The 15581-nt window shown below is 40.7% G+C and carries 14 protein-coding genes and 5 tRNA genes; 16 read left to right on the top strand and 3 right to left on the bottom strand.

The features are described from left to right. The 7 genes from KA531_02900 to KA531_02930 form a co-directional block, all read left to right on the top strand. Positions 1-1534, top strand: a 1534-nt coding sequence (locus tag KA531_02900; protein MBP6005824.1) for a hypothetical protein, incomplete at its 5' end; no start/stop codon positions are given. 230 nt (positions 1535-1764) lie between these two features. After that, on the top strand, positions 1765-3321 hold the full coding sequence (locus KA531_02905) for a HAMP domain-containing histidine kinase (protein MBP6005825.1): 1557 nt from the start codon (positions 1765-1767) through the stop codon (positions 3319-3321). A gap of 26 nt (positions 3322-3347) precedes the next feature. Next, positions 3348-3755 (top strand): response regulator, encoded by a 408-nt coding sequence (locus KA531_02910; protein ID MBP6005826.1) that lies wholly within the window; start codon positions 3348-3350, stop codon positions 3753-3755. Further along, positions 3724-4440, top strand: coding sequence for an rRNA pseudouridine synthase (locus tag KA531_02915; GenBank protein MBP6005827.1), 717 nt, complete (start codon positions 3724-3726; stop codon positions 4438-4440). The genes KA531_02910 and KA531_02915 overlap by 32 nt, the downstream gene beginning before the upstream one ends. Positions 4441-4448: 8 nt before the next feature. Beyond that, complete coding sequence (locus tag KA531_02920; GenBank protein MBP6005828.1) at positions 4449-5297, top strand: D-alanyl-D-alanine carboxypeptidase; 849 nt, start codon at positions 4449-4451, stop codon at positions 5295-5297. A 351-nt stretch (positions 5298-5648) separates the two neighbouring features. After that, positions 5649-6959, top strand: coding sequence for a ribosome biogenesis GTPase Der (gene der, locus KA531_02925; GenBank protein MBP6005829.1), 1311 nt, complete (start codon positions 5649-5651; stop codon positions 6957-6959). Continuing rightward, complete coding sequence (locus KA531_02930) at positions 6956-7495, top strand: aminoacyl-tRNA hydrolase (GenBank protein MBP6005830.1); 540 nt, start codon at positions 6956-6958, stop codon at positions 7493-7495. The genes der and KA531_02930 overlap by 4 nt, the downstream gene beginning before the upstream one ends. On the opposite strand, the gene KA531_02935 is transcribed toward KA531_02930, so the two are convergent. Continuing rightward, the gene (locus KA531_02935) at positions 7485-7652 is read right to left on the bottom strand and encodes a hypothetical protein (protein MBP6005831.1); all 168 of its coding nucleotides are present in this window, start codon (positions 7650-7652) and stop codon (positions 7485-7487) included. The two genes, KA531_02930 and KA531_02935, sit on opposite strands and share 11 nt — an antisense overlap. Before the next feature lie 472 nt (positions 7653-8124). Between KA531_02935 and KA531_02940 the strand changes: the two genes are divergently transcribed. From KA531_02940 to KA531_02970, 7 genes are all read left to right on the top strand, one after another. Next, on the top strand, positions 8125-9195 hold the full coding sequence (locus tag KA531_02940; protein ID MBP6005832.1) for a hypothetical protein: 1071 nt from the start codon (positions 8125-8127) through the stop codon (positions 9193-9195). Positions 9196-9363: 168 nt separating this feature from the next. Further along, positions 9364-9437, top strand: a tRNA-Cys gene (locus tag KA531_02945). A 104-nt stretch (positions 9438-9541) separates the two neighbouring features. Further along, positions 9542-9632 (top strand) — tRNA-Leu (locus tag KA531_02950). 10 nt (positions 9633-9642) lie between these two features. Next, a tRNA-Val gene (locus tag KA531_02955) sits at positions 9643-9719 on the top strand. Positions 9720-9740: 21 nt separating this feature from the next. Beyond that, positions 9741-9817: transfer RNA gene (locus tag KA531_02960), tRNA-Ala, on the top strand. Position 9818: 1 nt separating this feature from the next. Continuing rightward, positions 9819-9894 (top strand) — tRNA-Phe (locus tag KA531_02965). Positions 9895-10311: 417 nt separating this feature from the next. Beyond that, positions 10312-11664 (top strand): hypothetical protein, encoded by a 1353-nt coding sequence (locus KA531_02970; protein ID MBP6005833.1) that lies wholly within the window; start codon positions 10312-10314, stop codon positions 11662-11664. Positions 11665-11799: 135 nt separating this feature from the next. On the opposite strand, the gene KA531_02975 is transcribed toward KA531_02970, so the two are convergent. Then, a complete protein-coding gene (locus tag KA531_02975; protein ID MBP6005834.1) occupies positions 11800-12642 on the bottom strand; it encodes a pirin family protein in 843 nt (280 codons plus the stop codon). 304 nt (positions 12643-12946) lie between these two features. Here KA531_02975 and KA531_02980 point away from each other — a divergent pair, with 304 nt between their 5' ends. Next, positions 12947-13432 carry a DUF2975 domain-containing protein gene (locus KA531_02980; protein ID MBP6005835.1) on the top strand — a complete coding sequence of 162 codons (486 nt, stop codon included), beginning with the start codon at positions 12947-12949 and terminating at the stop codon, positions 13430-13432. Positions 13433-13455: 23 nt separating this feature from the next. Continuing rightward, positions 13456-15186: a hypothetical protein gene (locus tag KA531_02985; GenBank protein MBP6005836.1), complete on the top strand. Its 1731-nt coding sequence runs from the start codon at positions 13456-13458 to the stop codon at positions 15184-15186. A gap of 22 nt (positions 15187-15208) precedes the next feature. Here KA531_02985 and KA531_02990 read toward each other — a convergent pair. Further along, positions 15209-15581 (bottom strand): GyrI-like domain-containing protein (locus KA531_02990; protein ID MBP6005837.1); only part of this gene is annotated, 373 nt, incomplete at its 5' end.

Consider the following 15581-nt stretch of genomic DNA (forward strand, 5'->3'; position numbering starts at 1 on the left):
GTTAAGATATAGTAAACTCGAAACAAAAACGAATCAATTTGAGGCAAACACTAAAAGAATAATAAAGTTAGTTCTTTTGTTAAAAATAGCTAAATTTAGGAGAAAACTCAAAATGACACAGGAAATTGTCGAGAATACTAGTACAGAAGCATTAAATCCTACCCGTGAACGGCTAAATAATTTGATTAGGAATATCCTTAGAGCTATAGCTATGGATACCCCCCCAAAACCTTTTGAGGAGCATGGACTAGATTCCGTAGCTTCTGAAGAAGATATCACAGAATATCAGCTTCAATATCTTGAAATACTTCGAAAATGTGCTCAAGCAGCATTATACCTAGCACTGACTGGTGAACTAGAAGAATCAATTAAACCTGAGCATCCAGTACTAGATTCTATTCGAGAACTTGCTGAGTTCCTTCATGCCAACCCTGATGAACTCAAAGGGTTCATCGACCCTAAATCTATAGCTGAGCATGAGACAAACCAAAGGTTTGCCTTATTACAAGAAGCAGTACAAAAAGCAGTACTAGAAGCAGTAGCCAACACCCCAGAGTCTTCCGCGGTTAAGGTGATGGAATATCTACTATCATCAGACCCCTACAATCCTGAATCATCAACTCCAACTTCCAAGTGGTTTGATGAGTTCCTTTATCAGCACCCAGAGCTAGAAGAACTGGATCCCTTATACTATGCAGCCATATTAACCAGTGCCTCAAGGTATCAAGACGCAATTGATCATATCAAGAATAGCCTGAACCTTACTGAATATCAAAAACAAATAATAGTAAGAGAGATCTTGGAAATTCAATTATCCGATCCTAATATCCGCATAGAAGACGTATTTACTCAGATACGTGGGCTTAAAGACTTAACTCCTAAGGATCAGGATTTTAAAATAGCCGAGATCCTTGTCAATCGAGCCTCAAATGACCCCCGTATCACCATAGAAGAGGTATCTGAGCGGATCCGTGGGCTTGAACGCTTAACTCCTAGGGATCAGGATTGGGAAATAGCCAATATCTTTGTCAATCGAGCCTCAAATGACCCCAGTATCCGCATAGAAAAGGTATCTGAGCGGATCCGTGGGCTTGGAGGCTTAACTCCTAGGGATCAGGATTGGGAAATAGCCAATATCTTTGTCAATCGAGCCTCAAATGACCCCAGTATCCGCATAGAAAAGGTATCTGAGCGGATCCGTAAGCTTAAATACTTAGGTTCTTGGGAGCGGGATTGGCACATAGCCGAGATCCTTGTCAATCGAGCCTCAAATAACCCCAATATCACCATAGAAGAGGTGTCTAAGCGGATCCGTGGGCTTAAAGACTTAAGTTCTTGGGAGCGGGATAAGCGAATAGACAGGATCCTTGGCTATCGAGCCTCGAGGGATATTAATACAAAGATTACAGACCTAGAGCCCAATACAAAGATACCCTTCATTAGTAAGGTTATAAAGCTTTATAGTGACCCGACTACCTTACAACGATTATTGCTTGAGTATATAGACTCTAGCGGGGGATCTGTTTCCCAATAACCTTATTGACCTACAGTTACAAACAAACCAGTATACTAATCACTATATCAATAGACGCTGACATATGGGTTTACCCAGTATGATGACTACTGCTTAGTTGATTGAGTACTACAATCAAGACCCTGATCATGCTAGGATCAGAGTAGCAGAGATTTACTGTTAGTTGCATTTGGGGTGGTATTTTACGACTGCTTGATTGATCAAGCCAGTTATGCTTAACTATTACTAGCGTGCAAAATCAAAAATATAATCCATTTGTACTGATTTATTCGGGAATAGTTCTGGCAGGACTGGGTGGTCTTAATTTTATTCTTTTACTCAATAGAGAGGGCCCACTGAGTATTATTGGCATTTTACTACTGAGCTGGATTATGCTTGGCACAATTTATTATTGGTTTGTCTATCCACGCACTCCAAACTATTTTGAGCTTAGTGGCTTTACTTTCTTTTGGATTGGTTGGGGGATTACCGTCACTGATCTTCAGATAATTGACCTAAGTGATAATCAATATTTGCAACTTATTGCCCTAGGCCTAGGAATTGCTCTTTATAGCACTGCTGGAGTTTATCTTGCCTGGCAACTCAAGAAGAGCAATTGGTATCTTATGGCACTCAGAAATCGGATCAATAGTGATGCAGTATCACAAGGCTTAGTAGTCAACTCAATCGCTGACGCAATAATTAGTGTTGACAATCAATTAGGTGTTACGCTGATGAATCCAGCAGCCCAGAAGCTTACGGGTTGGGATCTCAGCCAGGCTAGGGGACTAAATATAGGCCAGATACTCATTCTCTATGATCAATCTGGTAATCAGTTGCAAGAAACCTCACCCTTCTACAAAGTTTTAGCTACCGCCAAGGTAATCAGGGATTCAGATATCTATCTATTTGATAAAACTCAACAAAGAATCGATTTATCTATCTCGGCTGCGCCAAGTTTTGATACCAATAAAAATATCAATGGTGTAATTGCAATCATCAGAGATATTAGTGAACAAAAAGCCACTGAAAGGGAAAAGGATGAATTTATTTCAACCGCCTCCCATGAAATGCGCACACCAGTAACTGCCATCGAGGGCAATCTCTCCCTAGCCCTCAATCCAAAGCTTGCGACAATTGATGACCGAGCTCGCAAATTCCTAGATAAAGCCCACCAATCAGTCCTCCATCTAGGTAGTTTATTTAAAGATCTACTTAGTACCACTCAGATTGATGACAATGCCAATATCGGCCAGCTTGAGATTGTTAATCTCAATAAGATTCTCAAGAAGGTATTTGAAGAAATGCAAACTATTGCTCAATCTAAGGCGGTAGAACTAATTCTTGACTTTGGTGGCAATGGTGCCGAGAATACACTAGCCCCAAGTGCACCTATTCGTGCCAATCAGGATAAGATCAATGAAGTAGTCTCTAATCTCGTTGATAATGCAATAAAATTCAGTAACCATGGACGAGTAACAATTAGAAGCAAAGTTACGCCTGACTACTGTCTAGTAGAAGTTGAGGATGACGGGATTGGTATTAGTCCAGAGGATCAAAAGCATCTCTTTCAGAAATTTTATCGAGTCAATAATAGCTTTACTAGAGAGATTGGTGGTACTGGCCTAGGGCTCTATATTGCTAGGAATATCATCGAAAAATTTGGGGGAAGAATCTGGGTCAGCTCTATCCAAACTCCGGATCAACATGGGACTATTTTTTCTTTTTCTCTACCACTTGCCAAAGATGCAAACCAAGCCAAAATACCTGAATATTTGCAAAATAATCCAACAAATATGGTAAGATAAATTTATAAAAGTAAAAGGAGAAAACTATGACAAAAGTATTATTGGTAGAGGATGACATCAACTTACGAGACTTGTACTCAGCTAGGCTCAGCGCAGAAGAGATTGAGGTTTTCGTTGCTAGCGATGGGGAAGAAGGTTTGACTATGGCTACAAGTATCAAGCCAGACCTTATAATTCTAGATGTGATGATGCCAAAAATCTCAGGTTTTGATGTGCTCGACATACTTAGACAGACTCCAGGTCTCGAACAGGTGAAAGTAATCATGATGACAGCACTAAGCTCAGAACAAGACCGTCAACGGGGTGATAGACTCGGAGTATCAGCTTATCTTGTCAAATCTCAAGTCACCCTTGAGGATGTAGTAGAAACCGCAATGGGAGTCTTAAATAATTCAATCAACGGTGTCCCACCATCAGCCTTCACTCAGAGTTAACAAAGCCCTAGTCGAACTAGGCCTTGCCAACTCTAGACGTAAAGCTGATCAACTAATTCTCTCTCATCAAGTCAGGATCAATGGTAGATTAGCCCAGCCTGTCAATCAAGTATTGGCTGGTGATATCTTGGAAACTCCGACCAATTCAGCAACTTACCAAGTCAGCTCGCCTAATAAACAACTAATCTTACTAAATAAACCTAAAGGCTACTTATCCAGTCATACACCTCAAGATGCACCAACTCTGTTTGATCTTTTACCTACTAAGTATTCCAGCTATAAAATTGCAGGAAGACTGGACAAGGAAAGTCGTGGGCTTGTAATCCTTAGCCTTAATGGCTCAATTATTCAAAGCCTGAGCCACCCAAGTCAAGATAAGCTAAAGTATTACCAAGTCCAGCTAGATCGTACCATTACTGATTTTGAATCAATAAAAACCTCCTTTATCTCAGGCATTATAATAGACAATCAAACCTATCAAGCCCAAGGTATCAAGCCAATCAAACCAGACCTAGTGGAAATAATCTTGATTACTGGCAAAAACCGCCAAATCCGCAAAATGTTTCAAGCCATTGGCTATCAAGTAGTTGACCTTATAAGGATTAGGATTGGTGATTACCAGCTCGGCGATCTAGGGGAAGGGCAGTATCGAATTGTTCAAACTATGCAAGGGCACCCTAAGTGATTGAATTGATGTTTAATCTCATATTTCTTGGTTTCTCAGCCCTGAATCCGCATATAGATTATGCTGCCAGCCTCAAATCAAGCAACTTTGATATCGATGCCTTCAGATCAGTCCAGCAAGACTTCAGCATGCCTCAGCTCAGTGCCAAACAATTTGAGGTCTACCAGCTCGATACTAATACAGTTATTACTGACATCAATCAACAAGAAAGGTTGCCCATAGCTTCACTGACCAAACTAATGACCGCCCTAATTATTGTCTCCGAAAATCAACCAACACAACAAGTTATTACCCAGATACTTGATCTGCCGAGTGCTTATCACAGTAATTATTTATCAGCTAATTCGAAAACTGATGTCCAAACCCTACTGGAACTAATGCTAATTGTTTCTGACAATCAAGCTGCTCTCAATCTGGCTACCTATAATGCAGGCTCTATAGAAGCATTTGTCAATAAGATGAATCACTATGCCACTGATCTAGGTATGGCTAATACACATTTTGCCAATCCCTATGGGCAAGATGACCCCAAGAATTATTCTACTTCGGATGACCTGATAATACTCACAAAATCCATTCTAAATCAGCCAGTCTTATCTCGAATTGTTGGAACTACCCACCAGATAATCAACTATGATGGACAAAATTTTGAAATAATTAATACCAACAAATTGCTTCCTAGGCCTGATGTCCATGGCGTCAAGACTGGCACCGATACCTTGGCTGGTCAGTGTCTAATCGTGCTTTATCAAAACTCAGCTGGTAGTTTCCTAATCACTATCCTCGGTTCTGACAACCGATATCAAGATGCAACCTCAGTGATCGAACATTTGCAGGTATTAAGTGCTAGTGACTAACACATGGGGTATTTCATCCTCCGAAACCCTCTCTTGTCCTGTCATCCTCCAAAGCTCGGAGAGATTACGGGGGATCCACCCTTCTTTTTATCATCCTCCGAAACCCTCCCTTGTCTCGTCATCCTCCGATTGTCCGTAGGACAATACGGGGGATCCACTTCTACTGACATTTGGATAGTCATTTAATACTAATGCTGGATCTCCGGTCTTGCCCTTCGGGCAACCCGAAGATGACGTAGGGGGGTCATCCCCCGAAACCCGAAGGGTTTACGGGTAACCGGCATTTAATATCTAGAGTTATCAGCAATAACAAGTTGGTTTTAGCTTGAGATTACTATATAATCCTAAGATATGCAACAAGCAACTTTTAGTATATTTGGTAGAACCAACGTCGGCAAATCCACCTTATTTAATCATATGATTGGTCAGCGTCTAGCAATCGAATCAGATTATCTCAACACCACTCGTGATCCAATCAGGCAACCCGTTGAGTTTGATCAGCAAAATTGGCAGATAGTCGACACGCCTGGCCTTGACAAGACGGATGATACTCTCGCAAAATTGGCAATGGATCAGATTGATAAACTCATTGATGACAGTAACGTATGTGCCCTAGTGGTTGATGGAACTGTAGAACCTAGTGAGCTAGACATTAGTCTCGCTAGACGTCTTAGGAGAAGTGGCAAGCCCGTACTATTACTAGTCAATAAGGCTGATATATCAAGCAAGTTTCTTGGACTCGAAAATTATCAAAAGCTTGGTATTAAAGAGATGATACCCATCTCATCTATCCACAACATCGGGATAGACCAGATTAGATCAGCTCTTTCAAACTATTACTCTTTATCGAATAATCAATCAGGTGATCCCAGATCAGAAATTAACATCAGTCTGATCGGAAAACCAAACGTTGGTAAATCCTCACTGCTTAATGCCTTATCCAAACATAAAGTTAGTCTAGTATCTGAAATAGCAGGTACTACCAGAGACCAGATCTCAGCCAATTGGCAAGTGGAAGACCAAACAATTAGTCTGGTAGACACTGCGGGAATTAGAAAAAGTGGCAAAGTCAGTAAACAAATTGAGAAGCTATCCCTCTTGAGAACCAAAAAAGCAATTGAACAGTCTGAAATCTGCCTCCTAGTCCTAGATGCAGAACTGCCTGATGGGCACCTGGATCAAAAGATAGCAGGGATGATTGATCAAGCTGGCAAAGGGTTAATAGTAATCATAAACAAATGGGATAAGATTGATCAAATCGAACAAGAAATTTTCAAGCAAACAGTAGCAAAGTCTTTCCAATTCATCTGGTGGGCTCCAATCGTCTTCATCTCTGCCAAGACTGGACTCGGACTGGACAAATTGGCTGATTTAGTAAAGATTGTTGAGAACAATATTCATCAACCCAAAAGTATCAAGCAAATTGATAGAATCCTCAGTCAATCCTTCCAAAAGCATCCCGCAAAAACTATCAAGGAGCATAAGACTGTCAAGTTTAGCAATGCTAAGCTTGTTGACAACTTGCCTCTGACGATTCAACTCTACGGTCGAGATATTAGCCAGCTTCATTTTTCCTATCTTAGATATCTAGAAAATCGAATTAGAGACCAGCTGGAAATGACTGGTGTCCCGATCAAGATTATCAACCATCCACCCAGATGACGAAACTAATTGTTGGATTGGGAAATCCTGGTAAACAATACCAACTCAGCCGTCACAACCTAGGCTGGATGGTTCTTGACCAGATCGCAACAGATTTAAATCTTCAGTGGTCAACCCATAAGTATAGCCTGACTGCCAAAAATTCTGATCTAATTCTAGCAAAACCAACTACCTATATGAACCTCAGCGGGGAAGCAGTTCAAAAGCTCAAAGCTTTTTATAAACTCGACAACCAAGATATCGCCATCGTCTATGATGACTTTGCCATTGAATTTGGTGCTTTGAGGATTCGTCAATCTGGTAGTGGGGCAGGCCACAATGGGATCAAGTCTGTTATCGGTACCATTGGAGAAGATTTCTGGCGTTACCGGATAGGGATCGGCCCCAAACCTAACTATCAAGCGACTCGAGACTTTGTTTTGGCTAATTTTTCAGACGATGAAGCTACCAGTCTAAACACATTTGTTCCTGCTATAGCTCAATATCTACTAGATACACCTCAACCGACAGACACCACCCTAAATCTTAAGTTTTAAGTTTATCTCTCTGCCCCCTGTCACCATGTGAATTCCTATTTCTTGTTTTGTCATCCTCCGTATTGTCGGTAGTCTGTTTGTCATCTTCCGAAACCTTTCCTTGTTTTGTCATCTTCCGAAGCTCGGAGAGCTTACGGGGGATCCATCTCTCTAGCAAATTGGGATAATACGGAATGCTGGATCTCCGGTCTTGCCCTTCGGGCAACCCGAAGATGACGTAGAGGGTCATCCCCCGAAACCCGAAGGGTTTACGGAGGATCCAGTATTCAATACTCCGAGGAAAACCAAGATTCAACAATACCAGAGGGGAAGATATTATTCTTAGTATTAATTTCAGATACTCAAAAAAAACCAACAAAGCGATGCATCATTCTGGAGTCTAAAATAACGGTTACTCTGTAATAATTTTTAATAATACTTTGCTATCTATCCTATAGCCGCCCAAAACAAAACCTGTTCACTTGGGGTGATAGATTATAGACCTAGAATTGTTGTTATTGTGATAAATCATATGTGTAGATATGATGAGGAATAATAGTGACAGTTATGTACTGTAAGACACAGTCAAAGGTATGGGTTTTGCTTTTGGGGATATGGTAACAGATCTTAATCAATGTTAGAATATCACCATGAAATACGTAATCACAGCCGGTGGACAAGGCACAAAACTCTGGCCTCTATCTAGAGAATCCAAGCCAAAACAATTTCAAAATATCATCGGAGACCAGACTCTGTTTAAGATGAACCTCAATACCTTACTAACAGTAATCGATCCAGAAGATATCATTATCCAGACGAAGGAACGTTACCTTGATTTAGTTCGGGCAGATAACAAATCCGTTCCCGAGAAAAATATTATCCTTGAGCCTGACTTCAAAAACAACCGAGGTCCTGCTGATGGTCTTACTATGGTTTGGCTTGACCATCACTATCCTGATCAGCCTTTTGTCTTAATCCAAAGTGACTGCCTAAGACTACCTAGCGAACGCTATCTTGACACACTCAAATCTATAGAAGAACTCTTGCTAAAAGAGCAAATATTTATTACCGGTGGACTCAAAGCGACTAGACCAGATTTGGGTGTAGATTACCTTTCCTTGGGCGAAAAATTGAGCGAAGTCAATGGGATTAATATCTACAAGATTAGTGAGTTTATTCCAAGAAGCTCTGATTATGCAGCGACCAAGAAGCTTATCCAGAACTATAATGTTTCAACACATACCAATCACAATGCCTACTATCCCAAAAAAATGCTTGAGGCTTACAAGCAGTATCGACCTGATTGGTATCAAGCATTGATGAAAATTGCTCAAGTCTTGGATGATCCTGATCAAGTTACTGCTATCTATCAAACCATGGAATCTGGAGCTACAGAAGAAGTTACCAAACACTTATTCAACTCAGGAGCTTTGGTACTTCTGCCGTTTGAATGGATTGATGTTGGGACTTGGGATAGTATTTACCAAACCTTACGCCATGAACAAGAAGAAATTTACAAGGATGGTCAGGTAGTGGATATTGATAGCCAAAGAAGCCTAGTCAAAGCTAATCCTGACAAGTTGGTTGCTCTGCTTGGAGTAGAAGACTTAGTGGTGGTAGATAGCGATGATGTCTTGCTAGTAGCTGATCGTCATCGTAGTGGAGATATCGGTAAAGTCTTAGCCCGATTAGAGAAGCCTGACCTTGAAAAGTATCTTTAAGCCTTGATAAAAATTACAGTATAGCATGGTTGAAGAGTAGCCTCACGCAGTAAGTTATTATCCTATAGTACGATCTAGACCATCTGCATTGATTATCTTCTATCAATCCTGTACAATTAATCAGTATCCTGTTACCCCTGCTGCTCTTTAACAATTTGATATATATAGGGCCTGTTGGCCGAGTGGTTAGGCAAAGGTCTGCAAAACCTTGTACAGCGGTTCGATCCCGCTACAGGCCTCCAAACAATTAATCCTGATAAACTTATAAATTTGTTTGAGGAATAAATGTACTTATACCATCAATAGGTTTTTATAGTCAAAAAAATTTACCCAACAATCAATGTATGGGCGAGTGGTGGAATTGGTATACACGACGGACTTAAAATCCGTTGCCTAATCTATATGGCTTGAGGGTTCGAGTCCCTCCTCGCCCACCATCATCAATATGGGTGATTAGCTCAGTTGGCTAGAGCATCTCGTTTACACCGAGGAGGTCAGAGGTTCGAGTCCTCTATCACCCACCATTTTCAATTAATCCCTCTATTGGGGCATTAGCTCAGCTGGTTAGAGCGCCTGCTTTGCAAGCAGGAGGTCATCGGTTCGACTCCGATATGCTCCACCATGGCGACTTAGCTCAGTTGGTAGAGCAGAGGCCTGAAGAGCCTTGTGTCGTAGGTTCGATTCCTACAGTCGCCACCATTTTTTAAGTATTATAGTCAAATTTTCTTTTGTTTCCTATATTGTCATCCCCCGTATTGTCGGTAGTCTGTTTGTCATCCTCCGAAACCTTTCCTTGTCTTGTCATCCTTCGAAACCCGAAGGGTTTACGGGGGATCCACCTCTACTGAGATTTGAATAATCATTTAATACATAATGCTGGATATCCGGTCTTGCCCTTCGGGCAACCCGAAGATGACGTAGGGGTCATCCTCCGAAACCCTTCCTTGTCTTGTCATCCTCCGAAACCCGAAGGGTTTACGGGGGATCCAGTATGAAGGTGACGAGAAGAATAATTCAAGGTGAAAACTAATGGGAGTAACTAATAAGGATAGATGGTTGACAGACCCCAAACATAAGAATAAAGTTATAATTAATTATTAGTTTTAGGAGGTCAATATGGATTCAAGTAACAATAAGTCAAAGAAAGGGTTATATTTCATTTTTGCTATTATTATCCTTTGCTTAGTCGCTGCAGGGCTGGTCTTGATGACCAAAGACAATGATCAAGACTCAGAAATTGATTCGGAGCAGACAGCTATTACCTCCACTAAAACCACACTTGATACCCTTTGTCAGATCACCCTTCCAAGACTTATCCAATGTCAAAATCTTGAAAATGACCAGCTGACTACTTATCGTCTTCCTGAAAAGATGGGCAACGCTTCTAGGGTTTCTCCTAGCCCAGATCAATCACAATTTATCATCGAGCTAAATGACAGCTCTATACTTGTAGATAAAGATTTTAACAAAATAGCAGACCTACCGCATGGGGAGGTAGATCAATCCTGGTGGACAGATTTGATGTGGCTGGACTCTGATACTATTGTCTACAGTGCTTCAGTCCAGAATGCTGAAGGTACATCAGAGTCCAGTCTCAACTCTCAAATCTATAGCTATGACATAGTTAGCAAACAAGCAACCCAGCTAACCTCCTATCAAGAAAGCTTGACCTATGCTTACCCTAGTCAAGATGGTACGATGATCTTTTCAAGAATTCAGAGACCCGAACAATCTGAGACAATAGCAGTCATCGGCACTGACGGTACTGTCGAGGAAGTCAAATCAATTTTGAGTACCGACAGAACAGAATTATCAGGTACTATCGACTATGATCGTAACTCTGACTTATTTTATCTAACACAAACTGAATCGAGATCATCAATCCCCCTCAAGCTTGATAAAGACCCGGAGGGTAATTATCAGCTAAAACAAACTAGTAATCAAGCGCTAGAACAAGCCTATCAAGGCCCTAGTATTGAACAAGGAGTAGTAGTCCTAGCACCCAACTCAGATCAGGATCTTTCTGCCCACTATCAATTAATAAATAATCAAAACTCCATCCAGGATCTTCAACTAACAAAAGCTAGTAGCCAAGGATATAGCTATGGGTTACCCTTTGCAATCAGTCAAAATCTCAATCTTGAAACTATAGATAATGGTGCAATTGGTGCAACTGACTATCTCTACTCCTATGTGGACTTACCAACCAAGCTTGGTAGCTACATGCTTGATCTTGTCAAGCAAAATTGCTCTGAGGGTAATTACAACATAGTCATTGTCGACAATCAGATTGATGACAATCAGGCTATAGCAAGATTCAATGGTTGTAATGGACTATCTTATATCGGCTACTACAAGCTCAATGGTACAAACTTTGAAGAAGTCATTAGAACTCAAAATGGTCTTAGCTGCACCAATCTCAAAGAAAACGGTTTTGATCCTGAATTGATCGATACCTGTACAGAATGAATCTTATACTATTACGTAGTTAGACCTAGTAATCTCTTAGCCCCGCCTATTGCACACTCATAGCGGGTCAGAGCTACTATTGATCAAAGTCAGGTAATAAATATATAGACAACGCTTACAGCCATCTGTTTGTGGTTAGACCCTGACAAATCTACCAGTCTTTAAGTCAGTAACTGCGGTATATAATTCGTCTTCAGTATTCATTACTATTGGTCCATACCAAGCAATTGGTTCACCTATGGGTTTACCAGCAGCAATCAAAAACCTGACGCCAGATGAGTTGACAATAAATTCAATACTATTACCATCCTGATTAAACAGTGCAACAGAACCAGACTTAACTATCTGATTGTCAACCATCAGACTGTTGTCAAATACGTATATAAAGACATTATAATCAACAGGCAAAGGTAGCTCCAATCTATCTGCCCGATCAATTTTAATATCCATATAGATGGGATCGGCATAAATATCTCCCAGAGTTGCTTTGGTAGCACCAAATTCTCCAGCAATAATCTTAATTCTTCCCGATTTACCTAGTGCTACCTCTGGAATCTCCTTACTGAGAATTCCTCGATACCTTGGATCTGACATCTTATGTTTGCTAGGCAAGTTTACCCATAGCTGGAATCCTTTAAGTCCCTTGCTACCCTTGGGCATTTCTTGATGCATAATTCCCGATCCTGCTGTCATCCACTGAATATCACCGGACTGGATCGACCCTCTATTACCAATACTATCTTGATGCCAAACCTCACCCTCTATGACATAGGTAACCGTTTCTATTCCTCGATGTGGATGCATTGGAAACCCTGGCAAATAATCAGCAGGATTTTCTGAGCTAAAATCATCAAAAAGTAAAAAGGGATCAAATTTTGGAATATCTGGATTACCAAAGCCTCTATGCAAATGAACTCCAGCACCCTCTATGGCAGCCTTGGCTGAAAATATCTCATTGATAGTCCTGGATTTCTGCATATCCTAGATCATATACTATGGCCGCCAAAAACAAAACCTTACCTTTGACTATATCTTACGATATATAACTATCACTACTACTTCTCATCATGCTTATAGATACGATTTATCACAATAACAATAACTCTAGATTCATAATCTATCACCCCCAAGCGAACAGGTTTTGATTTGGGTGGCTACAGGAGGAGAGTAGCAGAGATTTATCGTTCGTCGCATTGGGGGTGGTGCTTGACGCCCATTTGAATTCATCACAATAGAATATTATAATAAACTTGTTTTTGAATAATTCACCCCAAGTAATGCTATGCAGATCAAGCCCCTAATCAATCAATACAAAATCAATCTTTCTACCAGCTTCTTACAGCTGATCACCCTACTGGTCGGTATTGTTACTATAATTATTCTGATCTGGGAACCTCAAGTCGAAGGGGTCAATCAGACCGCCACCAATTTTGAGATCTATCTTCAGGACCCTTTCTTAGCCTTAGTTTATCTAGGATCTATCCCCTTTTTTGTCAGCATCTATCAAGCTTATCGCCTTCTTGATTATGTCAAGCAGGGAAGGGTACTGTCGACCAAATCACTTGATGTTCTTAGAATCATCAAGCGTTGTTTTCAAATCATAATTGGTACTATAATCTTACTTGAAATGATCATCCTGATCAGCCCCAGCGATGATCATACTGGTGGCGTGATGATCGGAATCATGATTTCGATTGTTTCACTAATAATCATAAGTCTAGCTATAATCTTATCATCAATAATCCAACACATTACTAGCCAAAATTAATCAGATTAGCTAAAATAATGATTATGTTAAAAAATTGCATCAAGTGTGTCATCATCCTCTTGCTACTTACAGTGCCAACATTTAAGATACCTAGAGCTAATGCTGCGACCCTAGATGTCTGTCTGGCTGGCTGTAGCTACAACAATATCCAGACTGCTATCAATGCTGCCACTGCTGGAGATACTATCTCAATCGGCCCAGGTACCTATAGTGTCTTGCAGATCATCGTCAACAAGCCTCTGACTATCATTGGCTCAGGTCAGGGTCAGACTATCATTGATGGTGGCCTGGCCAATGGTTCCTATGGTGCTGATGGAATGATTCGAATTACTACTCACAGAAACGGAGAAATCAATTTGTCAGGTATGACTATTCAAAATGCAAGTCGCAAAAATACTACCGGCTTAAGATTTCCGATTAGGGTAGTCTCTGGAGCTACCGTGACAAACCCCAATACCTATTCAGTCAATTTATCCAATCTTGAAATCCTTGGCACTGCCGAAGTAGACAGTGCAACTGATTATGGTATCTATATTTCTGGACTGGCTAATTCTTTACCCGAACCAACAATCAGCCTAGATGATCTTAATATCTCAGGCACCAGGGGTAATGGCATTCTGGTTGAAGAATGGCGCAATAGTATCTCGATCACAAATTCTGAATTATATGAGGGACCATTTGGAGCAACTTCTGTTTTTATCGGTCATGCCAATTCGCCAAATAATGGGCAAAATCTCGGCAGTATATTGATAGGGAATAACAATTTCATAGGGAAGGGAGTAGCAATCTCGCAAACTTATCCAAATATCCTCAATGGTGGTTACGCAAATATTGAAATCCTAAACAATATCTTTAGTGAGATAGACAATACCGATATTGCTATTGGTATCCAGACTCCAAATGCACCTGGTATTGGTCAGTCTGTCTCCAACTTACTTATAGAAGGGAATCAGATCAGCGGAGTTGGTTATGATATCACCGATTCAAACCATGATACAGTTGGTATCAAACTCACTGGACAAATTGATTCTGGATTGATCCAAAATAATGAAATTATTGGCATGAATACTGGATTGCGTACTCAGGACAATGCTAGTGGCTCTCCTTCCAATATTCTTGTCACAAAAAATAGACTAGCATCAAACGTCATCGGTATAGACAACCTCAGCTCTAGCTCTTTGCAGGCACCAGCCAACTGGTGGGGATGTAGCCTAAACCCCCTAGACAATCAGCTACCATGTGCCCTGATAAACCAGAGCCCCGGCATTGTCTTAATCGACAATTGGGTAGTACGGACTGCGAGTTTACCACCCCTAGTATACCCAGGAGAAACCTATACTATACCTGTTTATCTCAACACTCTCAATACCGGTCAAGATATTAGTCTTCTGCCTAGTGAATATGAAATAAACTCTTTTGAGATAACAATTCCATTAGACGCAGTGCCTGGATCAATTCTAGGTGTAGCTATAGATACAATACCCCTAGACCTGCGGACGTGGTCAGGAGAATTATTCAATCTAACTATCAGTCAACCCCCAGATCCAGAATTACCAGAAGAACCCCCTACAGGCCCTCCCAACAACGACCAACCGACCAATCCGCCGACCAATCCCCAGAATAATGACCCAAGTGTACTCTCCGAATTGTCAGATACTGGCCTTGACCTAATCAAAAATTACTATGCAATATTCGGAATCATTACTTCTGTGATCTTAATATTATCTACAGGAATACTTCGAGAAAGGGTTTAAGCTTGCTAATGTCCTACTAGGGTTATTGATCAATCACAGGTTGTCTCAAGATCGTTCTTAATTTTTCTGGAGCAGTCCTTCTAAAGTCACTTAAATATATCTCATGGTGTTTACCAGTCAAAACAAGTTTATTTTTGACGATGAAATCATCATGCATTTCCCTGATCACATCTGTCTCATTGTCAAATGAACCAATATGCAAGATCTGGACGACCTTGCCTTCTTCCAGCGTATCAAATCTAATCTTTTCTAGGCTCAAAGATGAATCTTGCTTGCGTGCTTTGGCTACTGCCTCTACCAATATCTCCTTAGTTATGCAATCAGGCTGCATAATCATCAAGCTAAAATCCCAGCTTGATTTATCTCTCAAATCACCAACAAAAGTCCTCATATCT

It is taken from the genome of Candidatus Saccharibacteria bacterium (assembly GCA_017983775.1).
Classification (GTDB): Bacteria; Patescibacteriota; Saccharimonadia; order JAGOAT01; family JAGOAT01; genus JAGOAT01.